Origin of the sequence: Simplicispira psychrophila DSM 11588 (assembly GCF_000688255.1) — a bacterium.
In the GTDB taxonomy this organism is placed as follows: Bacteria; Pseudomonadota; Gammaproteobacteria; order Burkholderiales; family Burkholderiaceae_C; genus Simplicispira; species Simplicispira psychrophila.
On the sequence record NZ_JHYS01000001.1, the window covers coordinates 130631 to 156723 of the forward strand.

At 62.7% G+C, this 26093-nt stretch carries 24 protein-coding genes and 1 other RNA gene; 9 read left to right on the top strand and 16 right to left on the bottom strand.

Features of this window, described 5'->3' with window-relative positions; genetic code table 11:
- Positions 1-101 precede the first annotated feature (101 nt).
- The 6 genes from hslV to dapF form a co-directional block, all read right to left on the bottom strand.
- Positions 102-647, bottom strand: coding sequence for an ATP-dependent protease subunit HslV (gene hslV, locus Q390_RS0100510; RefSeq protein WP_027994304.1), 546 nt, complete (start codon positions 645-647; stop codon positions 102-104).
- A 65-nt stretch (positions 648-712) separates the two neighbouring features.
- The gene (locus Q390_RS0100515) at positions 713-2440 is read right to left on the bottom strand and encodes an STAS domain-containing protein (RefSeq protein ID WP_027994305.1); all 1728 of its coding nucleotides are present in this window, start codon (positions 2438-2440) and stop codon (positions 713-715) included.
- 59 nt (positions 2441-2499) lie between these two features.
- Positions 2500-3276, bottom strand: coding sequence for an RNA polymerase-binding protein DksA (gene dksA / locus Q390_RS17105; RefSeq protein WP_027994306.1), 777 nt, complete (start codon positions 3274-3276; stop codon positions 2500-2502).
- Positions 3277-3456: 180 nt separating this feature from the next.
- Positions 3457-4518 (bottom strand): CobW family GTP-binding protein, encoded by a 1062-nt coding sequence (locus tag Q390_RS0100525; RefSeq protein ID WP_027994307.1) that lies wholly within the window; start codon positions 4516-4518, stop codon positions 3457-3459.
- Between the two features lie 158 nt (positions 4519-4676).
- A complete protein-coding gene (locus Q390_RS0100530; protein ID WP_027994308.1) occupies positions 4677-5384 on the bottom strand; it encodes a DUF484 family protein in 708 nt (235 codons plus the stop codon).
- The gene (gene dapF / locus Q390_RS0100535) at positions 5381-6259 is read right to left on the bottom strand and encodes a diaminopimelate epimerase (RefSeq protein WP_027994309.1); all 879 of its coding nucleotides are present in this window, start codon (positions 6257-6259) and stop codon (positions 5381-5383) included. Before dapF ends, Q390_RS0100530 begins: the two co-directional genes overlap by 4 nt.
- A 78-nt stretch (positions 6260-6337) precedes the next feature.
- Between dapF and Q390_RS0100540 the strand changes: the two genes are divergently transcribed.
- The 3 genes from Q390_RS0100540 to Q390_RS17110 are packed head-to-tail and all read left to right on the top strand — an operon-like array spanning position 6338 to position 9367.
- Positions 6338-8008, top strand: a complete 1671-nt coding sequence (locus Q390_RS0100540; RefSeq protein WP_027994310.1) for an MBL fold metallo-hydrolase — start codon at positions 6338-6340, stop codon at positions 8006-8008.
- Positions 8001-8789 carry an RNA pseudouridine synthase gene (locus tag Q390_RS0100545; RefSeq protein ID WP_027994311.1) on the top strand — a complete coding sequence of 263 codons (789 nt, stop codon included), beginning with the start codon at positions 8001-8003 and terminating at the stop codon, positions 8787-8789. Before Q390_RS0100540 ends, Q390_RS0100545 begins: the two co-directional genes overlap by 8 nt.
- Complete coding sequence (locus tag Q390_RS17110; protein ID WP_211250398.1) at positions 8789-9367, top strand: MgtC/SapB family protein; 579 nt, start codon at positions 8789-8791, stop codon at positions 9365-9367. The genes Q390_RS0100545 and Q390_RS17110 overlap by 1 nt, the downstream gene beginning before the upstream one ends.
- 2 nt (positions 9368-9369) lie before the next feature.
- Here the strand turns inward: Q390_RS17110 and rnpB are convergent.
- Positions 9370-9701, bottom strand: an RNA gene (gene rnpB / locus Q390_RS18965) — RNase P RNA component class A.
- 73 nt (positions 9702-9774) lie between these two features.
- Between rnpB and Q390_RS17115 the strand changes: the two genes are divergently transcribed.
- The 6 genes from Q390_RS17115 to Q390_RS0100580 all read left to right on the top strand — a co-directional run bounded on the left by Q390_RS17115 (position 9775) and on the right by Q390_RS0100580 (position 16884).
- Positions 9775-10395, top strand: coding sequence for a class I SAM-dependent DNA methyltransferase (locus tag Q390_RS17115; protein ID WP_051602956.1), 621 nt, complete (start codon positions 9775-9777; stop codon positions 10393-10395).
- A gap of 69 nt (positions 10396-10464) precedes the next feature.
- The gene (locus Q390_RS0100560) at positions 10465-11724 is read left to right on the top strand and encodes an HD-GYP domain-containing protein (protein WP_027994312.1); all 1260 of its coding nucleotides are present in this window, start codon (positions 10465-10467) and stop codon (positions 11722-11724) included.
- Positions 11725-11834: 110 nt separating this feature from the next.
- Entirely contained in the window at positions 11835-12752 is a 918-nt protein-coding gene (gene cysK, locus Q390_RS0100565) for a cysteine synthase A (RefSeq protein WP_027994313.1), read from the top strand.
- A gap of 174 nt (positions 12753-12926) precedes the next feature.
- A complete protein-coding gene (locus tag Q390_RS0100570; protein WP_027994314.1) occupies positions 12927-14738 on the top strand; it encodes an NAD(P)/FAD-dependent oxidoreductase in 1812 nt (603 codons plus the stop codon).
- The gene (locus tag Q390_RS0100575) at positions 14735-15283 is read left to right on the top strand and encodes a VUT family protein (RefSeq protein ID WP_027994315.1); all 549 of its coding nucleotides are present in this window, start codon (positions 14735-14737) and stop codon (positions 15281-15283) included. The genes Q390_RS0100570 and Q390_RS0100575 overlap by 4 nt, the downstream gene beginning before the upstream one ends.
- Before the next feature lie 209 nt (positions 15284-15492).
- Positions 15493-16884: an IS4 family transposase gene (locus tag Q390_RS0100580; protein ID WP_037471901.1), complete on the top strand. Its 1392-nt coding sequence runs from the start codon at positions 15493-15495 to the stop codon at positions 16882-16884.
- Between the two features lie 43 nt (positions 16885-16927).
- Here Q390_RS0100580 and htpX read toward each other — a convergent pair whose 3' ends face one another.
- The 9 genes from htpX to accC all read right to left on the bottom strand — a co-directional run bounded on the left by htpX (position 16928) and on the right by accC (position 26091).
- Positions 16928-17803 (bottom strand): protease HtpX, encoded by an 876-nt coding sequence (htpX, locus tag Q390_RS0100585; RefSeq protein WP_027994317.1) that lies wholly within the window; start codon positions 17801-17803, stop codon positions 16928-16930.
- 62 nt (positions 17804-17865) lie between these two features.
- Entirely contained in the window at positions 17866-18657 is a 792-nt protein-coding gene (locus tag Q390_RS0100590; RefSeq protein ID WP_037471960.1) for a DUF3025 domain-containing protein, read from the bottom strand.
- Positions 18650-19708, bottom strand: a complete 1059-nt coding sequence (locus tag Q390_RS17120) for an NYN domain-containing protein (protein WP_084153697.1) — start codon at positions 19706-19708, stop codon at positions 18650-18652. Before Q390_RS17120 ends, Q390_RS0100590 begins: the two co-directional genes overlap by 8 nt.
- Positions 19705-20760: a dihydroorotase gene (gene pyrC / locus Q390_RS0100600; protein WP_027994319.1), complete on the bottom strand. Its 1056-nt coding sequence runs from the start codon at positions 20758-20760 to the stop codon at positions 19705-19707. The genes Q390_RS17120 and pyrC overlap by 4 nt, the downstream gene beginning before the upstream one ends.
- A gap of 161 nt (positions 20761-20921) precedes the next feature.
- Positions 20922-21113, bottom strand: a complete 192-nt coding sequence (locus tag Q390_RS0100605) for a DUF7706 family protein (RefSeq protein ID WP_027994320.1) — start codon at positions 21111-21113, stop codon at positions 20922-20924.
- Between the two features lie 76 nt (positions 21114-21189).
- Positions 21190-22092, bottom strand: coding sequence for a carbohydrate kinase family protein (locus Q390_RS0100610; RefSeq protein WP_027994321.1), 903 nt, complete (start codon positions 22090-22092; stop codon positions 21190-21192).
- 30 nt (positions 22093-22122) lie between these two features.
- Positions 22123-23718, bottom strand: coding sequence for a DUF3426 domain-containing protein (locus tag Q390_RS18945; RefSeq protein WP_051602957.1), 1596 nt, complete (start codon positions 23716-23718; stop codon positions 22123-22125).
- A gap of 52 nt (positions 23719-23770) precedes the next feature.
- Entirely contained in the window at positions 23771-24658 is an 888-nt protein-coding gene (gene prmA, locus Q390_RS0100620; protein WP_027994322.1) for a 50S ribosomal protein L11 methyltransferase, read from the bottom strand.
- Positions 24659-24741: 83 nt separating this feature from the next.
- Positions 24742-26091, bottom strand: coding sequence for an acetyl-CoA carboxylase biotin carboxylase subunit (gene accC / locus Q390_RS0100625; RefSeq protein WP_027994323.1), 1350 nt, complete (start codon positions 26089-26091; stop codon positions 24742-24744).
- Positions 26092-26093 lie beyond the last annotated feature (2 nt).

The following is a 26093-nucleotide window of genomic DNA, read 5'->3' on the forward strand; positions in this document are numbered from 1 at the left end:
GCTTATGCAGCAAGCGGTGACAGCTATTAAATAAATAGTATTCCAGAAAACTTGGTGCCGTCGCAGCCGCTACAACCGCTGCAGTGCGCGCGCCGGCAGCGTTACAAGGTCTCGATGGTGTGGTGCATGTTGGTGTAAATGCACAAATCGCCGGCAATTTCTAACGACTTTTTGACAATCTCTTGCGCCGACAGATCGGTGTTTTCCAGCAGCGCCTTGGCCGCAGCCTGCGCATAGGTCCCCCCGGAGCCAATGGCGACGATGCCCTGCTCGGGCTCGAGCACATCGCCGTTGCCGGTGATGATCAGTGAGGCTTCCAGATCGGCCACGGCCAGCATGGCCTCCAAACGGCGCAACACCCGGTCGGTACGCCATTCCTTGGTCAGCTCAATGGCAGCACGCACCAGTTGACCCTGGTGCTTTTCCAGCTTGGCTTCAAAGCGCTCGAACAGCGTGAAGGCATCGGCGGTGGCGCCGGCAAAACCGGCCAGCACCTTGCCGTGGTACAGGCGGCGCACTTTGCGCGCCGTGCCCTTGATGACCACATTGCCCAGCGTGACCTGGCCGTCACCGCCAATGGCCACCTGCACGCCGTTAGGCGTCTGGCGGCGCACGCTGATGATGGTTGTTCCGTGAAATTGTTCCATAGCGGCCATAGGTGAGAGTGAGAATGCCGACGCCCGTGGCAAGCCAAGGCGCTGCGGCAAGGGTTTCAATTTTTACGCGGCACCACCCAGGCGTGTTCACTGATGCCAATGACATTGAAGAACACTGCGACCAGGCGGTGCAGATCCTGAAAGCGCACGTCGCGCCCTTTGCCTTGTTGTTCGGCAGCCCAGTTGAGCACCGAACCAGCTGCAGAGAAATCCATCCGGATCAGACGTCCGCAATCAATGACCAAGGGCTCGCCAGCAGGCGCGCCGCCGGCCAGCGCATCGAGTGCCGCTGTGGCATCGTTTTCAATATGGCCACTGAGCGTGGGCAGCGTCTGCGCCATGTCACTCAGCAGGGACAGTGGCGCCAGTTCAGTGGCAGCGCTCCAGTTGGGTTTGGCCAGCAGTTCTTGCACCGGGGCGGACGGGGACGCCGCAGCACCCTCCTTGGGGTCATCGGAATACGTGCAGCGCGGCGCGACCCAGGAAGGCGGCGAGACTTCGTAGGTCACGCAGTAATCCAGCGCCACCAGTTCGAACTCGTCGGAGCGATTCATGAAGCGCAGCGCCGCCATACGCAAGCCCCACCAGACGGCATTGCCGGAACGATCCCCCGACTGGGTGTGCGCTTCCAGCAGGGCATGCAGCACCTCGGCGCCAGAGAACACGATCTGCACCTTTTGCTCAGCCCACCGGGTGAATTCTTTTTCCAGCGCCACCAGCGCGGCGTCTTCCAGGGTGCGCAAACGCGACCACACCAGCACCCAGGGCGAGGCGGCCCGTTCCAGCGAAGCGTGCAAGCTGGCCACCGATTGCGCTGTCAGGGCGGCAGGCGCATTCCAACTGAAGTCACGCCGCGCAGGGGCCTGCATCGGCTCGGAGGGCGCGGCGCTGGCCAGACCCAACTGCTCCGGAATGGAGAACCACAGCGGTGCCGAGCGGCTGAAACGCGCCGCAAAATCCAGCGCCAGGGTGTCAAAACGCTCTTGCTGGCCGGTGGCACGGTACAGATCAAAGAGCGTCATCCAGATGTCGAACTGCTGCTCAGGCGGGCTCTGGACATGTTGCGCCAGTACGCCCAGCAGGCCGGCTTCAGCGCCTGCATAGTCGCCATTGGCGAACCGGATGGCAGCTTCTTCCAAGTCGGGTTCGTGCACGAACTCCTCCATTTCGGCAACAGGGACAGGCACTGCGCCCAGTCGGTTGAGATCAGATGGCCTGCCACCGGGCAGCGCCAACGACAGGTCGGGTAGAACATCCACTCGATTAACGAACGAACTGTCATCGGCAAACAACGGTGGGGCAGGCGCCAACAGCTCCATCGGCAGGGACAGCAGCGCCGTGGCGGCAAAATTGGTTTCTACGACAGCCTCGGGCCGCTGCGGCGCTGCAGTACCGCGTGCGCTGGCATCGCCTTGTGGCTTGCTTTTCCACCACTGCATCGACATCTGCGCTTCAATTTCGTCGATCTTCTTGATGGTGACGGCACGCTCCAGCGGCGACGTCAGGCTGCTCTGAAAAAACGACGGACGCACGCCCGGCTCTTCGGTGCGCTGACTGGTCAGTGGCCCGCGCTGGCGCAATTTGCGCAGCTGGTCAAACTCACGGCGGCGTACAAAGTCGTTGCGCCGCTTGCGCTCGATCATTTCCTTGAGCACCTGCTTGCTGTATTGGCTCTCCCGGTCGGCTTGGATCGAGTCCAGATCGTTCCAGTTGACAGTTGGGTTGCGTACAAAACGCACTACCTTCGACAACAGTCCACCGGAAGAGCTGTCTTCTTTGCTCATACAGCACCCATGCGGTACGAAGAAGTCAAGAGCGCGGGCATCACATGGCCTCTGCTGCCTTAGTCGCCAAACATTTTTTGCTTCAGCTCACGCCGTTGCTGCGCTTCCAACGACAAGGTGGCTGTCGGGCGAGCGAGCAGACGGCCGACACCAATGGGCTCGCCGGTTTCGTCGCAATAGCCGTAATCACCCGCATCGATGCGACCAATCGATTGCTCGATTTTTTTCAGCAGTTTGCGTTCGCGGTCGCGCGTGCGCAGCTCCAGCGCGTGCTCTTCTTCAATCGTGGCACGGTCGGCAGGATCGGGCACCACCACGGTGTCTTCACGCAGGCTCTCGGTCGTTTTACCGGCGCTGTCGTGGATTTCCTTCTTCAACAGCACCAGTTTGTGGCGAAAGAACGCCATTTGCTGCTCGTTCATGTACTCATCGTCTGGCATCGCCAACACCTCGGCGTCACTGAGCGCTTCAACCGGGGTGGTTTTCCAGTTGTTGGCCAGCTTGGCGTCTTTTTTGATCATGCCTGCCGGCATCGGCACCTGCATGGTCGAGGGCATGGTGTTGGTGTAGATGGCCTTGGCGCCCGTGGAGGCCGTTGTCTGTGCCATGGAAGGCACCGTCAATTGCGCCAGACGCGATGAAGGCCGGGTACTGCGCACAGGCGTCTGCAAAGCGGCGGATGCGGACTCTACCTGGGCAGCAGCGGGCTCTGCCTGCGCGGCTTTGGAAGCCGTTCGCACAGCAGATGTCACGGGCACCTCGGCGACGGCGGCGGCTTTGGCAGCGCTCGCCGTGACCTTGGTGGTTACCTTGGATTTGCTGGGTTCAGCTTTCAATTCCTGTCTCCTCACAGTACGTACGAGCCTGCAGCGGCGCCCCGGGCGTGCTGGCAGGCGGGTGGGCGGTAAACCCCTCTCTTGACCGGGGCGCGATTGTATCGGCACCTGCTGACAGGCACCGCAGTGTTGCGTAATGCCCACAAACTAATCCACTGCCCCAACGCACCGACGCCTGACTCATGCCAGGCATTGCTCCAGCCCTTGCTCCAGAATGTCGCGCGGCAGGTCGATGCCGATAAACACCATTTTGCTGGTGCGCTGTTCCCCTTCCGCCCAAGCTGGCCCCAGGTCGCTGCCCATGAGCTGGTGCACGCCCTGAAAGATCACCTTGCGCTCGGTGCCGACCATGTTCAACACGCCTTTGTAGCGCAACATGCGTGGCCCATAAATATTGACGATGGCACCGAGAAAGTCTTCCAGCTTGGCTGGATCAAACGGACGCTGGGCGCGGTAGACAAAGCTTTTCACATCATCGTCGTGATGGTGGTGGTGCCCATGGCCGTGGCTGTGCTGGTGTGAGGGATGGCTGCAATCCTCGCCATGTGCGTGGTCGTGGTGCGCATGCGCCTCTTCCTGCTCATCTTCCTTAAGGAAATCAGGGTCAATATCGAGCTTGGTGTTCAGGTTGAAACCGCGCAAGTCGAGCACCTCGGCCAGTGGTACATCACCAAAATGCACTGCCCTGATCGGCGCGCGCGGGTTCATGTGCTTGAGCCGGTGGATCAGCGCATCGGTCTCCTCGGCACTGACCAGCTCAGTCTTGGACAAAAAGATCTGGTCGGCAAAGCCGACTTGGCGGCGTGCCTCCTGGCGGTCGTTGAGTTGCTGCGGTGCGTGCTTGGCATCGACCAGGGTGATGATCGAGTCGATCAGGTAGGTCTCGGCGATTTCTTCGTCCATGAAAAACGTCTGCGCCACCGGACCGGGGTCGGCCAGGCCGGTGGTTTCGATGACTATGCGCTCAAAGTCGAGCAAACCCTTGCGCTTCTTCGCCGCCAGCAGCTGCAGCGTCTCGCGCAGATCTTCGCGGATGGTGCAGCAAATGCAGCCGTTGCTCATCTGCAGGATCTGCTCTGTTGATTCAGTGACCAGGATGTCGGAGTCGATGTTTTCTTCGCCAAACTCGTTTTCAATCACGGCGATCTTCTGGCCATGGGCCTCGCTCAGCAGGCGCTTGAGCAGCGTGGTCTTGCCCGAGCCCAGAAAGCCGGTAAGGATGGTGACGGGGATGAGGGACATGAAAAACACCTTGGTATACGAAAACACGCCACACAGGGCGGACACAAAAGGGCAGGCACAACAACAAAGCCCGTTATATGGGGCACCGGGCGGCGCAATCAAGGCGCAGCGCCAGCGCCCAGCTCAGCTCAGCTCAGCTCAGCTCAGCTCAGCTCAGCTCAGCGCAAGCGTGCCAGCGCCGCGCTGGCCATTTCCGTCATGTGCGAGAGAAAGTCCACGCCCATGGTGGCGTCAAAGCGGTGTACGTCGTGCGAGGCCAGCACCAGCAGCCCAAAGGCCGGGGTGGCGCTGTCCATCGGACCCTCGCGCAGCGGCAGCAGCGCCAGCGACTGCGCACCGGTGCCATCGGCGTGTGCCACACCGCCCTCGGGCAGCCAGGAAGCCGCCTCAAAGCCCAGGTTCGGGCCACAAAACGGCATGGTCAGCGACGTCGCCAAGGCACGCACGTCGTCGCTCGCCCCCTGCGCAAAGGCTTCATGCGCGTAGCCCGGTGCCACACCCCACAGACGAATCGCCACCTGCGGCACATCAAACTGCGCGGCAATGCTGTGCACCAGTATCTCGGGCAAATCGGCCGGATTTTGCACACGCTGCAACGCGCAGCTCCAAGTGTGGATCTTCTGCGCAGTGGCTGCGTTTTCGTGGCTGTGGCGCACCATGTCCATGACCCGCTGCTCCAGCGCCTTGATCTTGTCGCGCAGCATCTCGGCTTGGCGCTCTTGCAGGCTGACGGCACGGGTGCGGTGCGGGCTGTTGATCTGCACGCTGGCCAGCACCTCGGCGTGGCGCTCAAAAAACTCTGGCGTCTGCACCAGAAACTGGGCAATGTCGTCTTCGGTGATGGGGGAAATATGGGAAGTGGTCATGGTGTTTCAGGAATATCGATCTGGCCTTCAAAAACCGTGGTCGCCGGGCCGCTCAGGTACACCGGGGCATTCGCTTCGCCCGTCCAGGCAATACCCAAACGCCCGCCCCGGGTATCGACCTGCACGCTGGCGTCCAGCAGTCCGGCGCGGATGCCCGCCACCACGGCAGCGCAGGCGCCGGTGCCACAGGCCAGCGTTTCGCCAGCGCCGCGCTCAAAAACGCGCAAGCGTACTTGGCTGCGGTCAACGATTTGCAGGAACCCGGCATTCACGCGCTGCGCAAAGCGCACATGCTGTTCGATCAAGGGGCCTTGCTGCAGCACCGGTGCGGTATCCACATCGTCCACCCACTGCACGGCATGGGGATTGCCCATCGACACCACCGCTACTAAAACAGTAGCTTGTAGCGCTTGTCCTGTCAGCGTTAGAGGCCATTTTTGCACTGAACCCTGCACCACTGGCTGCAAACCCTGGGTATCAAACGGCACGCGCGCTGGCTCCCATACCGGGCAGCCCATATCCACTGTCACGCGGCCGTCCGGCGTCAGCTGCGGGGCGATCACACCGGACAGCGTCTGCACACGGATGGTGTCCTTGTGCGTCAGCCCTTGGTCGCGCACATAGCGGGCAAAGCAGCGCGCACCGTTGCCGCACTGGCCGACTTCGCCGCCATCGGCGTTGTGGATGACGTATTCAAAATCAATGCCCACGCCGGGCGAAGGCCGCACCGTGAGGATCTGGTCGGCGCCGACGCCAAAGTGGCGATCAGCGAGAAAGCGGTATTGCGCAGGCGTCAAGCCCAGACGGGCCTGGGTTTCGTCCAGCACGACAAAATCGTTGCCCGCGCCCTGCATTTTGGTGAAGCGAATCTGCATGGACGCGATTATCACCGTCGCTGTGGCTGTCGCTGGCCGTGCGCCCAACCCCATGCAGCGCCATCCGATAATGCAGCCATGCCCCGCCCCAACCAACAACTCCACCCCCACCGCGACCCGGTGCCCACTTTGGCCGCAGCCACGGTACTGCTGCTGCGCGACGCTGCCGACGGCACGCTGGAAGTACTGATGACGCGGCGCTCAGGCAAAGCCAGCTTTGCCCCCGGCGCCTATGTGTTTCCGGGCGGCGGCATCGACGCCCTCGATGCCGACCCAGCTACCCACGCCGCTGCGGCGCGCCGCCCGGCACAAAGCGACGAGCACCTGACCCAGGCCATTGCCGCCATCCGCGAGAGCTATGAAGAGCTGGGCGTGCTGCTGGCACGCCATGCCGATGGCCGCGTGGCCAACGAGGACGACATCGCCGCCCTGGATCGCCACGCGCCGTTTGCCGCGCAATGCCAGGCACGCGGCCTGACGTTGGCGGCCGACGGCGTATTTGTGCTGGCGCACTGGACGGCCGACCGCGACCTGCCCAAGCGCTTTGACGTGCCGTTTTTGGTCGCCCAGATGCCGCCCGGGCAAACGCCGGTGGCCGATGAAAAAGAGCAGTTTGAGCCGGTCTGGGTACGCCCCGCTGACGCGCTGGCACGCCACACCACCGGCCAGTTTTTCATGATCTACCCGACCATCCGCACGCTGGAGCGCCTGGCAAAGTTCGCCAACGCCGGCGCCGTGCTCGCCGCCTGCAGCGGCGAAATCCCACTGTGGACCAGCTGCCCACGTGCCGGCCTGCTGGCCGGCAAAGAAGCACGCTACATGGAAAACGAGCAGCCATTTGGCGAACTGGCCCTGGTCTGCCCCGACGGCCAAATCGTCCATCCGCTGGACTGGCAGAGCGAGCGCACCGTGGCGCTGCTGAAAAACGTACAGCGACTGACCGCACCCAACCCCGGCGTCATGACCGGCCCCGGCACCAACAGCTACTTGGTCGGCGATCCCGCCACCGGCTACATCGCTATCGACCCCGGCCCCGCAGATGCCGAGCACCTGGAGCGCCTGTGGCGTGCCGCCGGCGGCGACATCCGCATGATTGTCTGCACGCATTCGCACCCCGATCACTCACCCGGCGCGGCGCCCTTGCAAGCCCTGTGCGTGCAAGCCGGCCACGCCGCGCCGCTGATTCTAGGTTTGCCATCCGCACCGACAGCGCAGGCACACAGCCTGTTCACGCCCGACCGCGCACTACAAAATAATGAGCTACTAGCGCTGACAGGAAAAGGGCTAGACGGCGAAATCACCCATACTTTGCAGGTCATCCACACCCCCGGCCACGCGGCTAACCACCTGTGCCTGCTGCTGCAAGAGGACGGCCTGCTGTTCTCGGGCGACCACATCTTGAACGGCAGCACCACCGTCATCAGCCCGCCCGACGGCAACATGGCCGAGTATTTGGACTCACTGGCCACGCTGGACGCGCTGTGCGTGCAGTACCACGCCGCATTCATCCTGCCGGCGCACGGCTACGTGCTGGGCAACGCCCGCGGCGCCATCGCCCAACTGACCGCCCACCGCCTGGCGCGCGAGGCCAAAGTTATCGCTGCCATGCAGGCACTGCCGGACGGCACTTTAGAAGAATGGGTCGCCTACGCCTACGCCGACGTGCCCCCGCGCATGTGGCCGGTGGCACAGCGCTCGCTGATGGCCCACGTTGAACGCATCCGCGCAATGGAACCCGGTAATGACTGATACACACCACACCACCCACACCACCGTTCGCCTGGCCAAACGGCTGGCCGAACAACTGCAATGCTCGCGCAGCACGGCAGAGCAATACATCGAAGGCGGCTGGGTCACCGTCGATGGCAAGACCATCGAAGTGCCGGGCGCGCGCGTCTCGCCCAAACAAAGCATCGTGGTCGAGAAAGAAGCCAGCCTGTTCGACCTGGTGCCCGTCACCCTGCTGCTGCACAAGCCGCCGGGCTTTGAGGCCGGCCTCGGCATGGAGGCCGCCAGCGCCGCGCACGGCAGCCGCAGCCAGGGCGAGCGCCCCGCACAAACGCTGTTGAATATCGCCTCGCACATGGCTGGCGACGCCGCCGACACCCGCGTGTTGCTGCGCCACTTCAAAGACCTGGAATGCTTCACGCCGCTGCCGACGCCGGCCAGCGGGCTAGTGGTGTTTACGCAAGACAAGCGCATCGCGCGCAAACTGGCCGAGGACATCGAATCGCTGGAGCAGGAATGCATCGTCGAAGTGGCCGGCCAGATCATCGACCACGGCTTGAAGCGCCTGTGCCACGGCCTGAGCTTCAACGGCCGCCCGCTGCCGCCGATCAAAGTCAGCTGGCAGAGCGAAACCAAACTGCGCTTTGCGTTGCAAGGCATTCGCCCCGGACAGATCCCGGCGATGTGCGAAGCCGTCGGCCTGCGCGTCATGGCCATCAAGCGCATCCGCATCGGCCGCGTACCGCTGGCCAAAGTGCCTGAAGGGCAATGGCGTTATCTGCAGGCCTGGGAAAAGTTCTGATGCAGCCCGACCTGTGGAGCCAGGTCAGCAGCGCGGTGGCGGCGGAATTTTCCGATCTGCCCAATGCGGCAGAGTTCACCCGCGTCTTGCTGCGGCTGCTGCTGGCAGCGCTGCTCGGCGGCCTGCTGGGCATGGAGCGCGAGCAAAAGGGTAAAGCAGCGGGCGTGCGCACACACATGCTGGTATCAATGGGTGCGGCGCTTTTTGTGCTACTGGCCAGCCAGGGCGGCATGGAAGACGCTGAACTGAGCCGGGTGCTGCAAGGCGTGATCGCCGGCGTCGGCTTTCTGGGCGCCGGCACCATCCTCAAGGCCGAGCATGAGGACAAGGTGCGCGGCCTGACCACCGCCGCCGGCATCTGGCTGACCGCCGCCATTGGCGTGGCCGCCGGGCTGGGACGCGAATCCACGGCCGTGCTTAGCACCCTGCTGGCGCTGGGCGTGTTTGCCCTGGTGCCGGCGCTGATACGCCAACTGCCCGAGAAAGAGAACGACCTGCTGGACAGCGGTGCAGCCAACGCACCTGCAGCGCCCGAGCAGACAGCGTCGGCGCGCACTGGCGCCCGCGACAAAAAATAAAAGTGTGAAGCGCGCCGATAAGCCGGATTCTGTGCACCGCCGGCCCTCTTGCGAAGGCCTGCAGCGTGACCGCCATTACTCTGGGCCGGGTGTCGCCACCACGGCTCGATGCTACCTACCCGCCAACTCTGCGGAACCACATCAACGTTGGCCTACTTGGTATTGCTGCGCGTAGAGATTGCCCGTTTCACCCGAACTTAATCGGCTCGTCTCTGTTGCTCTGATCCTCACCTCACGGTGGGCAGCCGTTAGCTGCTACGCTGTCCTGTGCAGTCCGGACGTTCCTCCAGTGCCTGGTTTCCCAGCTTGCACCAGCGGCGGTCTGGCGCGCTTCACGGCGGCGATTATCACCGACGCAAGCGCCCGCCGCGCGCGCACCGTTTATTTCACTCTTGCCCCGTCACACCATGACCACTCCATCCACACCCACCACCGCCACGCATTTCGACGTCTCGGCGCGTGACTGGGACCAGCGCCCGATGTCGCAGCAACTGGCCAGCGTGCCGGCGCGTCTGCTGGCACAGGTGCCGTTGCATGCTGACGACCATGTGCTGGACTTTGGCGCCGGCACCGGCCTGCTGTCCACCGCCATCGCGCCCCAAGTGGCCCAGGTCACGGCGCTGGACACCTCGGCCGCCATGCTGCAAGTGCTCCACGAGAAAGGCTTTGCCAACATCACCACGCGCCAGCAAGACATTTTTGCCGGCCTGCCCGAGCGCTATAACGTAGTGGTCAGTTGCATGGCGATGCACCACGTCGCCAACACCGCCGCACTGCTGCAGGCCTTTGCCGACGCGTTGCACCGCGGCGGGCGCATTGCCCTGGTGGATTTGGTGACTGAGGACGGCAGTTTTCATGGTGACAACGAGGCCAAGGGCGTACAGCACTTCGGATTCGCACCCGCAGCCTTGCAAGCCCTGGCCGAACAAGCAGGTGTGACCGATATCGCCTTCAGCCACCTCCAGGAGATGCAACACCGCAATGGCCGCGCCTATCCGCTGTTTTTGATGACCGGGTGCAAGGCGTAAAGCCTGAGGGCGTTTCGCTTTTCTTCCGCCGGCTGGGTGCATAGTTACGGGTTACCAAAGGTATCCCGGATGAAAACTTTTCAACGTAAAACCGCTGGCCGCATTGCTGCGGTCACGCTCCTGATGGCGGCCTGCGCCAGCCCCCTGGCTTGGTTTGTCTCGCGCGAGAACGCCGAGCAAGAAGTCGTCGCCTTCGCCCAAGAAGAATCGCGCCGCGTCCTCATGGTGCAGGGCAGCCTGCAGCTCGCTGGCCCCGAGGCGCTGGTGCAGGCCCAAAGAGCGGCGCAGTTGCTGACCGGCGGCCTGTTTGAAATCGCAGAAATCTACGACACCCAAGGCCGCAAACTGGCCGAGTCGGTCACCGAAGATGGCGAGGTGCTGGAGAAGCAATTGCCCGGCCACGGCACGCCGACATATACCGAGTCGTTTTACGAGAACCTGACCCTGCCCGATGGCCAATGGGCCTTGCGGGTGTTTGTGCCACTGCGCGCCACCGCCGCCGACCCCATCAGCGGCTACTTTGAGGGGGTGCGCATCATTCCCGCATGGCAGAACCGACAAATTTCGTCCGATGCCTTCATCGTCAGCCTGATGGTGTGCTTGGCCTCGCTGATCTGCGGTGCCGTCATCTACCCGGTGGTGGTGCACCTGGTAAAAGAGAATGAGCACAAGGCCCAGCAGTTACTGGAATCGCACATTGCCATGATGGAAGCGCTGGGGCGGGCGATTGCCAAGCGCGACTCTGACACTGGCGCCCACAACTACCGCGTGGCGTGGCTGGCCGCTCGCACCGCCGAGGCCTTGAAGCTCGAAGGCAGCGCGATGCAGTCGCTGATTGCCGGCAGCTTTTTGCACGACGCCGGCAAGATCGGTATTCCAGACGCCATCCTGCTCAAGCCGGGGCGCTTGGACGAAGCAGAAATGGCCATCATGCGCACCCATGTGGCACAGGGCGAGGACATCGTCAGCGGCGCCGGCTGGTTGGATGGCGCCCGCGACGTCGTCGGCAGCCACCACGAAAAATGGGATGGCTCCGGCTATCCGCGCGGCCTGTCGGGCGAGGGTATTCCGCTATCGGCGCGCATCTTTGCCGTGGCCGATGTGTTCGACGCCCTCAGCTCGCGCCGCCCCTACAAAGGGCCGATGCCATTTGCGCAAGTCATGGCCATCCTGCACGAAGGCCGGGGCAGCCATTTCGACCCTACCGTACTGGACACCTTTGCCCAACTGGCCCCGGCCCTGGACAGGGCATTACAAGGACTGGACGAAACTGCCACCCGCAAACTGATGACCGACATGGTGCATCGGCACTTTGAAATTTTGGTCTGACGACGGCACAAGTGCTTGCGAGAACCGGCTATATGCAAATAGCCTGAAGGCTCACACAAGTGGGCCAGAATGTGCTGCATATTCTCTTTTTTCCTTCAGGAGACGCCGCCATGAAATTCGACAACATTTTGCAAACCATCGGCAACACCCCGCATGTGCGCATCAACCGTATTTTTGGCCCCGCTGCCAATGTCTGGATCAAATCTGAGCGCAGCAACCCCGGCGGCTCCATCAAGGACCGTATTGCGTTGGCCATGGTTGAAGACGCAGAAAAATCTGGCGCCCTGCAACCTGGCGGCACCATCATCGAGCCGACTTCAGGCAACACCGGCATTGGTCTGGCCATGGTGGCTGCCGTCAAGGGCTACAAATTAATCTTGGTGATGCCCGACAGCATGAGCATTGAGCGGCGCCGCCTGATGCTGGCCTATGGCGCGCAGTTTGATCTGACACCGAAAGAAAAAGGCATGAAGGGCGCCATTGCCCGCGTTGAAGAATTGCAGACGCAAACGCCCAACTCGTGGATTCCGCAGCAGTTTGAAAACCCGGCCAACATCGAGGTGCACGCGCGCACCACGGCGCAAGAAATCCTGGCTGATTTCCCCGAGGGACTGGACGCACTGATCACCGGCGTCGGCACCGGCGGCCACATCACCGGCGTGGCGCGCATCCTCAAGGCCAAGTTTCCACAGCTCAAGGTGTTTGCCGTTGAGCCCAGCGCTTCGCCGGTGATTTCTGGCGGCCAGCCGGGGCCGCACACGCTGCAAGGCCTGGGCGCTGGCTTTATCCCGAAGAACCTGGATGTCAGCCTGCTCGACGGCGTCATCTTGGTGGACGCCGAACCCGCCCGCGAATACGCCCGCCGCAGCGCGCGTGAAGAAGGCATTTTGGTCGGTATCTCGTCCGGCGCTGCACTGGCTGCCATCGCCCAGAAATTGCCTGAACTACCGACCGGCAGCCGCGTGCTGGGCTTTAACTACGACACCGGCGAGCGTTACCTGTCGGTCGAAGGCTTCTTGCCGGCTTAAAACGGCGTTGATTTGGCATCAAATCAGCTTCTAGCCCTGTGGATACGTGCGGCATTAGCTATTTATTGAATAGTGAATTCACCGTACCTGCGCACACCAGCCAACCCCAACCAGTAAAATTCGCGCTCTTTTCTTTGCCTCTGCCCCGCCCGATAACTACGGGCCGGCCGCACCATGATTCGCCTCTCCGAACTCAAACTCCCCCTGACGGCGCTGCCGGTTAATGCCATGCGCAACGCCGATGCCCCGGCCGAAACCGACGCCGACCGTGCCCCGGCACCCCACCCGATCGCGGCACTGCGCCAGTTGGCGGCGCAGGCGTTGGGCCTGCAGGACGACAGCGCCATCACCCAACTGGACGTGTTCAAGCGCAGCTTTGACGCGCGCAAGGCGGCGCTGTTGGCGGTGTATATCGTCGATGTGGCGCTGACGGACGCCACGCAAGAAGCCGCCCTGCTGGCGCAGCACGCCGGCAACTCGCACATCCAACCGACGCCGGATATGGCTTACCAGCCACCACCGCACGCCAGTGCAGCGGCCGCAGCAGCAGCGGTGCGCCCGGTGGTCATCGGCTTTGGCCCGTGTGGCATTTTTGCCGCGCTGGTGCTGGCGCAGCAGGGCTATCGGCCCATCGTCATTGAGCGCGGCAAGGCAGTGCGCGAGCGCACGCAAGACACCTGGGGCCTCTGGCGCAAACGGGCGCTCGACCCCGAGAGCAATGTGCAGTTTGGCGAAGGCGGCGCCGGCACGTTTTCGGACGGCAAGCTCTACAGCCAAATCAAAGACCCACGCCACTTGGGCCGCAAGGTGATGCACGAGTTTGTGCAGGCCGGCGCTCCGGCCGATATTTTGTACGCTGCGCACCCGCACATCGGCACGTTCAAACTGGTCAAGGTGGTCGAAAGTCTGCGCGCACAAATCATTGCCTTGGGCGGCGAAGTGCGCTTTGGCCAGCGCGTCACCGACCTGCATATTGAAGACGGCCCCACGGGCCGCCGCGTGCGCGGTCTGCAAGTACAAGACCGGGCCAGCGGCACCAGCAGCGAGCTGCGTGCCGACCATGTGGTACTGGCACTGGGCCACAGCGCGCGCGACACCTTTGGCGTGCTGTACCAGCGCGGCGTGTGGCTGCAGGCCAAGCCGTTTTCCATCGGCTTTCGTATTGAGCACCCGCAAAGCGTCATCGACCGCGCCCGCTGGGGTCGCCATGCTGGCCACCCTGTCTTGGGCGCGGCGGATTACAAACTGGTGCACCACGCCGCCAATGGCCGCACCGTGTACAGCTTTTGCATGTGCCCCGGCGGCATGGTGGTGGCCGCGACCAGCGAACCGGGCCGGGTCGTCACCAACGGCATGAGCCAGTATTCGCGCAACGAGCGCAACGCCAACGCCGGTTTGGTGGTCGGCATTGATCCGAGCGACTTCCCCACCGACAGTGCCGCCTTTGTTACTGCGCTGGGCACCGAATTTGCTGACACCACGCCGCCTGCTGGGCAAGACATACACCCGCTGGCCGGCTTGGTGATGCAGCGCCAGCTGGAATCGAGCGCCTACCTGCTGGGCGGCAGCAACTACGACGCCCCCGGTCAGCGCGTCGGCGATTTTCTGGCGGGCAAGGCATCGACGGTGTTTGCCAGCGTCGCGCCCTCGTATCAGCCCGGTGTCAAACCGACCGATCTGCGCAGTGCGCTGCCGCACTTTGCCATTGAGGCGATGCAAGAAGCTTTGCCGCAGTTTGGTAAAAAAATCAAAGGTTTCGATATGCCGGATGCGGTGCTGACCGGCATCGAAACCCGCACCTCGGCACCGCTGCAAATCACGCGCGGCGCCGACGGGCAAAGCCTCAACACCGCCGGTTTGTACCCAGCGGGGGAAGGCGCGGGCTACGCCGGCGGCATTCTGTCGGCGGGCGTCGATGGCATCAAGATGGCCGAAGCCGTAGTGCGGCAAATACTGACAGCCACCACACCAAAGAGCCCTGCATGATGCTTTTCCCCCGTGCCACCGGCGCCCAATTTGCCGCTGCCACGCTGGCCATGGCGCTGGTGGTACTGGCGTCCAACATCCTGGTGCAATACCCGCTCAACGACTGGCTGACTTGGGGCGCTTTCACCTACCCGGTGGCGTTTTTGGTCAGCGATCTGGCCAATCGCCGCTATGGGCCGGACATGGCGCGGCATGTGGCGTGGGTCGGTTTTGCCGTGGCGGTCGCCGCCTCGTTGGTGCTGGCACCGACGCGCATCGCCATTGCGTCAGGGCTGGCGTTTTTGCTGTCGCAGTGGCTGGACATCGGCCTCTTTCACCGCCTGCGCCAAGGGCTCTGGTGGCGCGCACCGCTGGTGGCGACCGTGGCGGCGGCCTGCTTGGACACGGCGGTGTTCTGGAGCATCGCCTTCGCCGGCGTCAACGACTTCCCGTGGATTACGTGGGCACTGGGCGACTTGGGCGTGAAGTTGGCGATTGGCGTGCTGATGCTGTTGCCGTTTCGCCTGCTGATGGGGCGCTTTATGGCGCCGGCCACCAGCGCGTAAAAACTCCCGCTACTCTTTGTAGGTCGGGTTAGCGCAGCGTAACCCGACAGGCCGCTTTGAAAATGTCGGGTTACGCTGCGCTAACCCGAATGGCACTTACTTTAGCCCTGCGCTCCCAGAAAGCGCCGTAAAGGCCCGCTTGCAAAGAGGTGCGGCTGACACAGGATCGATAGGATGGTTGGTACCAAACACCCAAACCATCTCTCCAAATGCCAGCCACCACCCATCGTAATGCCCATAGAGCTTTGCAACAACGCCAGCGCACTATTGAACGGCGCGCCAAATCGACCTCTGCACTGGAGTTCTTTAACGTCCTGAGCAGCGCGCAGTTTCTGGACACGACCGAGGCGCTGTGGCCACACCACCGCCAGCGGCTGTACCCACCCACGGTTGCGCTGTCGATGTTCATGCGCCAGGTGCTGCAGGCCGATGGCTCGTGCCAAGAGGCCGTCAACAGCTGGGCCGCGCAGCGCGCTGCTACTGGGCTGAGCGCGTGCAGCGTGCGCACCGGCGGCTACTGCAGAGCGCGTCAGCGCTTGCCGCTAGAGGCCATCAGCACCTTGGCACGCAGGGCAGGCCAGTGCCTGCACCACAAGGCGCTGGCCCCATGGCTGTGGCGCGCGCGCACAGTGAAACTGGTCGAGGGCACCGGGCTGTCCATGCCCGACACCAAGGAGAATCAGGCGCGCTATCCCCAGCCCAGCTCGCAGGCACTTGGCGTGGGTTTCCCGATGGCGCGGCTGGTCTTGGTAACGTGCCTGGCCACGGGCGCGGTGCTGGAGGCGGCCATCGGCCCCCTTGGGGGCAAAGGCAGTGGCGAGTTGAGCTTGGTGCGCCCCCTGCTGGCCCGCTTCTCTGCGGGCGACATCGTGCTGGCCGACGCTTTGTACTGCAACTACTTTCTTATCGCTGCGCTGATGGCTGCAGGAGTAGATGTGCTGATGGAGCAAAACGGCTCGCGCATCACCAACTTCGAGTGCGGCCAATCGCTGGGCGCGCACGACCATGTTGTGCGCTGGCCCAAGCCGCCCAAGCGCCCCCCATGGATGACGCCCGAGCAGTACGCACAAGCTCCTCATGAGATCGTGCTGCGCGAAGTCAAGGTGGCGCATCGGGTGCTGGTGAGCACGCTGGTGAACCACCGCCAGAGCAGCAAGGAGGATTTGTCGCAGCTGTACGCACGGCGCTGGAACATTGAGTTGGACCTGCGCAGCCTCAAAACCACCTGCGCCATGGACGTGCTGCGCTGCCAGACGCCAGAGATGAACGAAAAGCAGTTGTGGGTTCATCTGCTGGCCTACAACGTGATTCGGCTGCTGATGGCGCAGGCGGCCAGCTACGCAGGTGTAGAGCCGCGCAGCCTGAGCTTTAAGCACACGGTGCAGCTGTGGACGCAGTGGAGCGCAAGGGGCCTGTCGGTGCAGGGCGAGGAGCATCGGTTGCTGGCGTTGATCGCCCAATGCAAGGTGGGCCATCGACCCGGGCGCATCGAGCCACGCATGCGAAAGCGCCGCCCCAAACCCTACCCGTGGCTGAAGGTGCCACGGGACGAGGCGCGCCGAGACGTAGCGCTGCACGGACATGAGCGCAGGGCTAAGTAAGTGCCATTCGCGCTAACCCGACCTACAGGGAGCGATTTGCAGTTCAGCTCTGCATTCTTTGCAGCGCAGCAATGCGCTCTTCAATCGGTGGGTGCGTCGAGAACAACTGGCCCATCCCGCCGGCAATACCCATCGCCGCCATGCTCTTGGGCAGCTCGGCGGTGTGCACACCGCCCAAGCGCGCCAGCGCGTTGATCATCGGCTGGCGCCGGCCCATCAACTGCGCGGCACCGGCATCGGCACGAAACTCGCGCTGGCGCGAGAACCAGGCGACGATGATGGACGCCAAAAAGCCCAACAAAATATCCAGCACGATGGTGCTGACGTAGTACCCAATGCCGGGGCCGCTGCTGTTGTTGTCGCCCTTGCGCAAGAAGCTATCGACCGCGTAACCGATGACGCGCGACAGGAACACCACAAAGGTGTTCATCACGCCCTGGATCAGCGTCATGGTGACCATGTCGCCATTGGCAATGTGCGCCACCTCGTGGCCGATGACGGCCTCGATCTCTTCGTGCGTCATGCTTTGCAGCAGACCAGTGGACACGGCCACCAGCGCCGAATTTTTGAACGCGCCGGTGGCAAAGGCATTCGGGTCGCCCTCAAAAATGCCGACTTCCGGCATTCCGATGCCGGCCTTGTCGGCAAATTTGCGCACTGTCTCGACAATCCAGGCCTCGTCCTGGTTGCGCGGCTGCTCGATGATTTGCACGCCGGAACTCCACTTGGCCACCGGCTTGCTGATCAGCAGCGAAATGATGGCGCCGCCAAAACCCATGATGAAGGCAAAGCCCAGCAGCGCGCCCAGGTTCAGGCCATTGGCCGTCAGAAAGCGGTTCACGCCGAGCAGGCTGGCGACGATGCCCAGCACCACTACCACGGCAACGTTGGTCAACAAAAACAAGGCAATACGTTTCATAAATTTTCCTCAGCGAAGGAATCAAAACCCGTCGCTGCTAAATGGGGGAAGGGGGATGGCTTTCAAGCCGTCGGAATGCTGGCCGGCCCAGGCAGACGCGGGCGGCAAACACTGCGAAACACCGCAGCGTCATCATAGAAGCAAACATTCTCATTCGCAGGCCACCAGCCCGGCACACCCAGCAGCGGCAATGGGGTAAAGGGTTTGGTCGCCAAGTGCTCGGGCGATAGCACACCGGGCAGCCAGGCGTCCACATCAACTCCTGATTTCATAGCTGTAGGCGCACAGTAGATATGGGCTACGACCGATTTTCGTGGATAAACCAGCTTTTCCAGCACGGCATGGCCAAACACCTGCAAACGGGCCTGCGTCCACAGCGGTCGCAAGTCAATAAACAGCCGCTGCCAGTCGCGCGCCCGCAGCGCCTGCCACAGCGGCGCCGGCGCTTGCAAGAGGGCGCCGCTCTCATCCAGCAGTGTCAACGCATCGCGCAGCGGCCCACGCACCGGGCCGACACCCTGCGCGGCAATCGCCTGCGCCTGCCATTGGTTCAGACGCCGCTTGGTCTGCGGGTAGTGCTGCCAGATCAGGCCATTGAAAAAATCGTGCAAATTGTCGCGCGTCGGTACGCCGCCAGTGCCGAAGATGAAGCTCTCGTAGGCGGTGCCGGCGGGCAAGTCCGCTTGGGGGACGAAGCGGATGGGCGTGTGCGGCTGGGCGCCAAGGGCTTGGGCGACGCTGGCGCCGTCCAACACGCGCTGGTGTGCGCTGGCGCCGATGGCGCGCAGGTCGTGTAGCCACGGGGCTTGCCAGCTGATGTGGTGCAGCGGCGCCAGCGCATTCGGATCAGTTATCACGGCAAGGCGCGGTGTACGGCAGCTGCATCGGCTGGTGCGCCGGGCTGAGGGTGAAATACGCCGCATAAGGGGCAAAAAATTCCGTGGACTTGGCGTGTTTGCCCAAAATCGTTTTCTGGCGCAGCACCGGCACGGCCTGACTCAACATCTGTGGCTCATAACGCAAATCCGGCAGGGCTTTCAAGATGCGCGCGACCTCGTCAGGCACAGCAGAAGGGTGCTGCGGCGCTATGGGCGGCCACTGCCGCGCGGGTTCTGGATCCCCTCTCTGCACCGGCACGCTGTGCGGCTCCTGCAGCGGGTGGGCCGCCGCCGATGGTTTTTGATAGATGATTCGATTCGGCACCGGCTGGGGTAATAAGCGAAACGCCAAAGCCCACTTCTCGAACCAAGCCGCCGTTTTAATGCTTTTATTCAAAATGCCGTACTGCCGCAGCACCGCCACCACTTGGCTAAGCTGCTGTGGCTCACCACTGCGCAGCGCAGGAAAAGCTGTCAACACCTGCTCCACCATGTCGAGGTGGGGTTGACCAGTGACCGGATAGAGCGGCTGGACAGAGGATGCCGAAGGAGTTTCAGCCGCAGCGGACTCATCCTCCACCACCTCCAACAACACCACGTCATCGTAAAAACTCTCTGGATTGGCAAAAATTTTGTTGGCCAGGCTAAAGCAAAAAACGTAACAGCCCCGCTCCCTCATCCACGTGACCAGTGGCACAAAATCCGCATCGCCCGAGCAAATGGCCACTGCGTCAATGTGGTTGCTGCACACCGCCTCGACCGCATCAATCACCAAGGCGCTGTCGGTAGTGACCTTGTTGACAATCATGTTGGCCACCGGGCGCACGCCGTGGCGCCACAGCACGGCTTCAATGCCTTTGAGGCTTTCTGTCCGACCATAGGCGCGCTTGTAAAGCACCCGCTCCGCTTTAGAGCGCAGAGTCGTCAACACATGGTCCAAAGCGGTCGGATCGTTCAAGTTGTCCGCATCAATGAACACGGCCATATTTTTGGCCGTGGTGGTTCGTGCTGCGCTGTCTGCGCTCATTTCACCAAGCGCCACGGCAGTGCTTCACCGGCGCGCAGGGGTTTGAGTTCAGCCTCGCCAAAGGCAAAGCTGTCGGGTGGTGTCCAGCTTTCGCGGCGCAGGGTGATGGTGCTTTGGTTGCGTGGCAGACCGTAAAAGTCGGCGCCGTAGAAGCTGGAAAAGCCTTCTAACTTGTCCAGCGCGCCGGCGTTGTCGAAGGCTTCGGCGTACATCTCGATGGCGGCATGGGCGGTGTAGCAACCGGCACAGCCGCTGGCGTGCTCTTTCAGGTGCGCGGGGTGCGGCGCGCTGTCGGTGCCCAAAAAGAATTGCGGCGATCCGCTGATAGCCGCTTGCACCAGCGCCAGACGGTGCGTTTCGCGCTTGAGCACTGGCAGGCAGTAGTAGTGCGGACGGATGCCGCCGGTGAAGATGGCGTTGCGGTTGTACAGCAGGTGGTGCACCGTCAGCGTGGCAGCGGTAAAGCGGTCGGCGCTGGCGACGTACTGCGCCGCGTCTTGCGTGGTGATGTGCTCGAAGACGATTTTCAGCTCGGGGAAGTCGCGCCGCAGCGGGATCAGCTGGGTGTCGATGAATACCGCTTCGCGGTCGAACAGGTCAATCTCGGGCGCGGTGACTTCGCCGTGCACCAGCAGTGGCATACCGGCGCGTTGCATCGCTTCCAGCGTCGGGTAAATGTTGCGCAGGTCGGTCACGCCGGCATCGCTGTTGGTGGTGGCACCTGCCGGGTACAGCTTGGCAGCGACCACGCCAGCGGCTTGGGCGCGGGCGATTTCGTCGGGCGGCAGCTGGTCGGTCAGGTACAGCGTCATCAACGGCTCAAAGGCCACGCCGGCGGGCACTGCGGCCAGGATGCGTTCTTTGTAAGCCAGCGCCTGCGCGGCGGTGGTCACGGGCGGGCGCAGGTTGGGCATGATGACCGCCCGGCCAAATTGCGCCGCGGTGTGTGGCACGACGGTGAGCAACGGCTCGCCGTCGCGCACATGCAGGTGCCAGTCGTCCGGGCGGATGAGGGTCAGGGTGTTGGGAGTGGGGGCATGAAGGGCGGTCATGGGCAGCATTCTCCCACCCCCCTGAAAAACATCAAAAAAATAGCTGCAACCGCTTACCCTGTATGCCTTAGAGGCCTAAAACACTCATGATTTGGTGTTCTACAGGCGAGTCCAAGCGCCACCCAAGCAGGTGGCGCAAATTTCAGGCGGCTATCGAGCTTTTATTGCGGGTCAATGCCGACGACGTCCAGCGCTTCGCGCAGCGAGTCCAGTGCGTCGCGCACCAGAAAGGTTTGCGCATCGTCGGCCACGCACTGGCGAATCGCATCATGGCTGACGGTTTTAATGAACTGCGCCAGCGCCTGGGCGTTTTCTTGCGTGAGGTCGGCAGTGATGAGGACGGGGGTTTTCATGCTGGAGTATTTCTCAGGTAACGCACAAGGTGTGCACGTTGCATATTAGTACACGCACACCACCATTCAAACGGGTTCAGGCTGGTACCGCAAAATCGAGGCTGTAGTTTTGCGGCCCGCGTGTGGCGATTTTCAGCGCGCCCAAGCGATTGCCCAGTTCAGCGCAGCGCGCCAGCGACCAGCCTTTTTCCAGACCAAACAACAGCGCACCGCGCCAGGCATCGCCGCAGCCGGTAGGATCGACAATGGCGCTCGGCGTAACCGGGTCGATCCGGATTTTTCCACCGTCCACCCAAACTTCGCAGCCCTGCCCGCCCAACGTTACTACCAGTCCGCGCACCTTGCGCGAGATCTGCTCCAGACTCCAGCCGGTGCGCTCGCACAGCATCTTGGCTTCGTAGTCATTGACTGCCACCCAGCTAGCCTGTTCGACAAAGCGCGCCAGTTCTTCACCGCTGAACATCGGCAGACCCTGGCCGGGATCGAACACAAACGGGATACCGGCTGCACGGAACTGCGCTGCGTGTTCCAGCATGGCATCGCGCCCATCGGGGGCAATGATGCCCAAGGCCACGCCCGGCACGCCGGCCTCGATGCGGCGGGTGTGCGCCTGCATCATGGCGCCGGGGTGAAAGGCTGTGATTTGGTTGTTGTCGCGGTCGGTCATGATCATGGCCTGCGCGGTGTAGGTGTCATTGATCTGCGTGACGTGCTGTGTGCTGATGCCCTGCGCCTCCAGGCGTTCGAGGTATTCGTGGCCATCGTTGCCCAACGCTGCCATCGGCAAGGGCTCACCGCCGAGCAGTTTCAGGCTGTAAGCAATGTTGCCGGCACAGCCGCCAAAGTCGCGGCGCAGCGAGGGCACCAGAAAGGACACATTCAGGATGTGCAGCTGCGCAGGCAGGATCTGCTCAGCAAAGCGGCCCTCAAAAGTCATGATGGTGTCAAACGCCAACGAGCCGCAAATTAAAACTGCCATATCAAGGTTCCATTTCAGCCAGGGGCTGGTTCAAGGGTAAAAAGCCAGCACCCGGTAGCCCGCAATCGGCGCGCCGTCGAATGTCAGCTGGACTTGCAAATTCGCGCTCCAGTCGCCGTGCGCCGCCAGCGTGCGGGGTGCCGACAGGTCTTTGCGCGTAAAGACGCGGCGCAGCACCGCCTGGTCTTGGGCATCGGTCAGGGTCAGTTCGATGGCTGGTATCTCCAGCACGTTACCCGAGGTATTTTTCAGCGCAATGGCGAACTGGTAGGCATCGCCTTGGACCTTGTTGAAGGAGGAGCTGTCGATGACGATCGAGGAAATGTGCCGATAGGGGCCTACCTTGCACTGCAAGGGCACACACAAAGTCTGCAGGAAAGAGCGCCACTGCGGCTGTGCGGCCGCCAGATGGTTACGCTGGTGCAGCGCCACCTGCAGCGCTAATACCACGACCAGCAGCAGACTGAGCAACGCCAGCGCCAGGCGCACTTCCCACTGGCGCCAAAAGGCCTGGCGGCGGGCGCTGCGGACAAAAGAGGGTTCCAGAGGGCGCTCAGAAGGAGGCAGCGCCGGCGACAGCTCAGTGTCGGTTTCTTCTTCGGCTTTGGCTGCACCTTTAGGCTCAGGCTCATCACTGGCGTATGCGTGCAGCACGGGCTCAATGCGCTGCGGATCAGGGGGTCGCACCAGGTTCGTCACCCAGTCGGGCGTCTCCAAAGGCTCAGCAGCGGGCTCTGGCTCGGCGCCGGCACTATCGTCTGGTGACGGCGATACAGGAGGCAAGGGCTGGCTGGGCGGCGCGAGCAGCACAGGCGGCTTCTGCGACACCGGCAACGGTTCTGGCGGCCTCTCCAGCGCCGGCGCAGTCGGGGACGGCATCCAGGGCAGATCAGCTGGATCAACCGGATCGGCCACCAACGGTACCGAAGAATCCGTCGGGGCTGCTTCAAACGGCACGTAAAAATCTGGCGCGGGCTCTGTATCCGGTGCCGACTCCAAGGTCTCGTAGTCCGCCAGCCACTCAAAATCCGCTTCAGGCAGGTCTGCCGATGGCAATTCATAGCCAGCCAGGGGCGTCGCCATCACCGGCCCCGGCCGGAGTGGTTCAGGCAGCAAAGGCTCGGGCGCCATCAGCACTGTGTGGCTGCTCTCTGGTTCGACGGGAGCGGCTTCGTCTTCTGCGGGCTCTGGGCCTTCTGGCGCTTCTGTGGCCGAAGCCAGCTGATCTGCAGCCCTGGGTCCGGCTGCAGGCGCTAAGGCCTGGGGGCTGGCCGGGACCATCAAAAAGCCGGGCACAACTGGATCGGGCACGTCGAGCACCGGCGCAACCCGGGGCAATTCAGAAAAAATCGGAAAGCCGTCTGCGTTGGGCGCCGCCTCCCAACCAGGCACCGGCTGACTGACATCAGCATCAGCATTAGCGGCTCCAGGCAGCGCACGCCCACTGTCCAGCGGCAGCTCCAGGTCAGGCAACAGCGCCGGATCCAAGGGCTCCTGCAAATGCGCCGTGGCGTCAAAAATCTGCTGGCACTGGCCACAACGCACCCAGCCATCGGAGATGCGCAGTTGATCGGCAACCACCTTGAACAGGGTTGCGCAGGACGGGCAGCGGGTGTTCTGGCTCATCGGCAGTGAATTGTAGAAGCGCCCAGCAGCGGTACGGCATCCAGCGGTGGGGTCAACGTGCGCCTGTCATCAAGATCCAACCATCTTCGGTGTCGGCCACGCTCAGTGCCAGATAAGGGGCGTAGGCATCTTTCAGCTCCTGCGCCTGGCGCTCCAGAATGCCGGCCAGCACCAGATGGCCACCATCGGCCACATGGTTACACAGCAGCGGCGCCAGCACTTTGAGCGGCGTGGCCAAAATATTCGCCAGCACCGTCTGGTAGCAGCCCGTGGCCTTGTCAGGCAGACCCGCATTCAGCTGCACGCCATTGGCCTTGGCGTTGTACTCGGTCGATTCCACGGCGGCCATGTCAATGTCCACGGCATCAATATCCGTAGCGCCAAACTTGGCTGCACCCATCGCCAAAATACCCGAACCGCAGCCGTAATCGAGTACGCGCCCCAGCCCCGGCGTGGCGGCTTGACGCGCAATCCAGCGCAAACACATGCGCGTCGTCGGGTGCGTGCCGGTGCCAAAAGCCAAACCCGGGTCGAGGCGAATGACGCGCGTGGCCTCGGCGGGTGGCTCGTGCCAGGTCGGCACGATCCAAAAATCGGGTGTGATGTCCACCGGGGCAAATTGCGACTGCGTCAGGCGTACCCAGTCCTGGTCGGGCACAGCGGCCACGCCCAGCACTTGGCAACTGGCAAAGAAATCTTGCGCCGCCAGTAGCTCCACCGCTTCGCGCGCCTGCGCCTCCTGCGTAAACAGGGCCAGTACGCGGCTGCGCTGCCAGCCGTCTTTGGGCGGTGGCATACCGGGCTCGCCAAACAGCGCCTGCTCGGCGTCGGTCTGGGCATCGGCGTCTTCCACCGACACGCTCAGCGCATCCAGCGCGTCGAGTGCATCGCTCAGGGTTTCGACCCGGTCTTCCGGGCACATCAGGCTCAATTCATACATGGCGTTGCGCCTCATTGACAGAAAAACAAAGCGGGCCCGCGCCCCAGTTTGGCGTGGGCCCGCGTTCGGGGGCAAGTGCTCGATCAGCGCTGGCGATGCGACAACCACTCTTCCAGATAGTGGATGTTGGTGCCGCCGTCCATGAACTTGGCATCCACCATCAGCTCGCGGTGCAACGGCACGTTGCTGTTGATGCCTTCGATCACCGTTTCGGACAGCGCCGTGCGCATTCGCGCCAGGGCTTGCTCGCGCGTGTCGCCGTGAACGATGATCTTGCCAATCATCGAGTCGTAGTTCGGCGGCACATAGTAGTTGGTATAGATGTGCGAATCCACCCGCACCCCGGGCCCACCGGGGGCGTGCCAAGTGGTGATACGTCCGGGCGAGGGCGTGAACTTGTAGGGATCTTCAGCGTTGATGCGACACTCGATGGCGTGGCCGCGCAGCTGAATCTGGCGCTGCGTGAACGGCAATTTTTCGCCCGCAGCCACCATGATCTGTGTGCGCACAATGTCCACGCCGGTGATCCATTCGGTCACCGGGTGCTCAACCTGCACGCGCGTGTTCATTTCGATGAAGTAGAACTCGCCGTTTTCATAGAGAAATTCAAAGGTGCCGGCTCCGCGGTAGCCAATTTTCTTGCAGGCGGTGACGCAGCGCTCGCCAATGCGCTCGATCAGCTTGCGCGGAATACCGGGTGCGGGCGCCTCTTCAATCACCTTCTGGTGGCGCCGCTGCATGGAACAGTCGCGCTCACCCAGATACACCACGTTGCGGTGCTTGTCGGCAAGGATCTGGATCTCGATATGGCGCGGGTTCTGCAAGAACTTTTCCATATACACCGCCGGATTGCCAAACGCGGCGCCGGCCTCGGCCTTGGTCATCTGCACGGCATTGATCAGTGCGGCCTCGGTGTGCACCACGCGCATACCGCGCCCGCCGCCACCCCCCGCAGCCTTGATGATGACCGGATAGCCGACGGCCTTGGCCAGACGGCGGATTTGCACCGGGTCATCGGGCAGCTCACCTTCTGAACCGGGTACGCAGGGCACGCCCGCCTTGATCATGGCCTGCTTGGCCGCTACCTTGTCGCCCATCGTGCGGATGTTCTCGGGCGTCGGGCCGATGAACTGAAAGCCGCTCTTTTCGACGCGCTCGGCAAAGTCGGCGTTTTCGCTCAGAAAACCATAGCCAGGGTGAATCGCCTCGGCATCGGTGACTTCAGCCGCCGAAATGATGGCCGGCATATTCAGGTAGGACAGTGGCGAGGGCGCGGGGCCAATGCACACCGCCTCTTCTGCCAGCTTGACGTATTTGGCGTCGCGGTCGGCCTCGGAATACACCATGACGGCCTTGACACCCAGCTCGTGGCAAGCACGCTGAATACGCAGCGCAATCTCGCCCCGGTTAGCGACCAGTATTTTTTTGAACATGG

Coding starts and splice junctions, on each gene's coding strand:
- hslV (WP_027994304.1), bottom strand. CDS start 647: ATGGAACAATTTCACGGAACAACCATCATCAGCGTGCGCCGCCAGACG.
- Q390_RS0100515 (WP_027994305.1), bottom strand. CDS start 2,440: ATGAGCAAAGAAGACAGCTCTTCCGGTGGACTGTTGTCGAAGGTAGTG.
- Q390_RS0100525 (WP_027994307.1), bottom strand. CDS start 4,518: ATGTCCCTCATCCCCGTCACCATCCTTACCGGCTTTCTGGGCTCGGGC.
- Q390_RS0100530 (WP_027994308.1), bottom strand. CDS start 5,384: ATGACCACTTCCCATATTTCCCCCATCACCGAAGACGACATTGCCCAG.
- dapF (WP_027994309.1), bottom strand. CDS start 6,259: ATGCAGATTCGCTTCACCAAAATGCAGGGCGCGGGCAACGATTTTGTC.
- Q390_RS0100540 (WP_027994310.1), top strand. CDS start 6,338: ATGCCCCGCCCCAACCAACAACTCCACCCCCACCGCGACCCGGTGCCC.
- Q390_RS0100545 (WP_027994311.1), top strand. CDS start 8,001: ATGACTGATACACACCACACCACCCACACCACCGTTCGCCTGGCCAAA.
- Q390_RS17110 (WP_211250398.1), top strand. CDS start 8,789: ATGCAGCCCGACCTGTGGAGCCAGGTCAGCAGCGCGGTGGCGGCGGAA.
- Q390_RS17115 (WP_051602956.1), top strand. CDS start 9,775: ATGACCACTCCATCCACACCCACCACCGCCACGCATTTCGACGTCTCG.
- Q390_RS0100560 (WP_027994312.1), top strand. CDS start 10,465: ATGAAAACTTTTCAACGTAAAACCGCTGGCCGCATTGCTGCGGTCACG.
- cysK (WP_027994313.1), top strand. CDS start 11,835: ATGAAATTCGACAACATTTTGCAAACCATCGGCAACACCCCGCATGTG.
- Q390_RS0100570 (WP_027994314.1), top strand. CDS start 12,927: ATGATTCGCCTCTCCGAACTCAAACTCCCCCTGACGGCGCTGCCGGTT.
- Q390_RS0100575 (WP_027994315.1), top strand. CDS start 14,735: ATGATGCTTTTCCCCCGTGCCACCGGCGCCCAATTTGCCGCTGCCACG.
- Q390_RS0100580 (WP_037471901.1), top strand. CDS start 15,493: ATGCCAGCCACCACCCATCGTAATGCCCATAGAGCTTTGCAACAACGC.
- htpX (WP_027994317.1), bottom strand. CDS start 17,803: ATGAAACGTATTGCCTTGTTTTTGTTGACCAACGTTGCCGTGGTAGTG.
- Q390_RS17120 (WP_084153697.1), bottom strand. CDS start 19,708: ATGAGCGCAGACAGCGCAGCACGAACCACCACGGCCAAAAATATGGCC.
- pyrC (WP_027994319.1), bottom strand. CDS start 20,760: ATGACCGCCCTTCATGCCCCCACTCCCAACACCCTGACCCTCATCCGC.
- Q390_RS0100605 (WP_027994320.1), bottom strand. CDS start 21,113: ATGAAAACCCCCGTCCTCATCACTGCCGACCTCACGCAAGAAAACGCC.
- Q390_RS0100610 (WP_027994321.1), bottom strand. CDS start 22,092: ATGGCAGTTTTAATTTGCGGCTCGTTGGCGTTTGACACCATCATGACT.
- Q390_RS18945 (WP_051602957.1), bottom strand. CDS start 23,718: ATGAGCCAGAACACCCGCTGCCCGTCCTGCGCAACCCTGTTCAAGGTG.
- prmA (WP_027994322.1), bottom strand. CDS start 24,658: ATGTATGAATTGAGCCTGATGTGCCCGGAAGACCGGGTCGAAACCCTG.
- accC (WP_027994323.1), bottom strand. CDS start 26,091: ATGTTCAAAAAAATACTGGTCGCTAACCGGGGCGAGATTGCGCTGCGT.